This window comes from Thiorhodococcus mannitoliphagus (assembly GCF_010915725.1).
In the GTDB taxonomy this organism is placed as follows: domain Bacteria; phylum Pseudomonadota; class Gammaproteobacteria; order Chromatiales; family Chromatiaceae; genus Thiorhodococcus; species Thiorhodococcus mannitoliphagus.
Window position 1 is genome coordinate 1 of record NZ_JAAIJR010000488.1, and the last position, 377, is coordinate 377.

General features: G+C 59.7%; 1 protein-coding gene. It reads left to right on the forward strand.

Going from position 1 to position 377, the window contains the following annotated elements:
• Positions 1-101: 101 nt before the first annotated feature.
• On the forward strand, positions 102-377 hold a 276-nt coding region (locus G3480_RS27475), incomplete at its 3' end, for a hypothetical protein (protein WP_164657315.1).

Genomic DNA, 377 nt, shown 5'->3' on the forward strand with positions numbered 1-377 from the left:
TTGAAAGCTGAGTCTGCTACAGCTCCCGCTAGCGAGGGTGTAGACAGCGGCCCGGTGAAGAGTCAGTCTCTGTGAAATGCTACAACAGCGCAGAGCCCAGAATGAACACCCACAACGCCCACAGCCCCGTCAGCGCAATCAACACCCAGGAGCTGTTCGGTCAATTGCAAGAGACGGTGAATTTTCTGCACCAAGCGTTCGAGACCGGGCGTGGAGCGCATGAGGTGGAGGAAGGACTGTGGAGGCGGATGCTCGAACTGGGGCGTTGCGCCTATGGATCTTGGTTAGAGCTGTTTGGCTCGGGGGATGCTGGCGAGACCCTCGTGGGTGCGGACGGGCGCACCTTGAAGCGGCTTGAGCCGTTGCATCGACGCGAA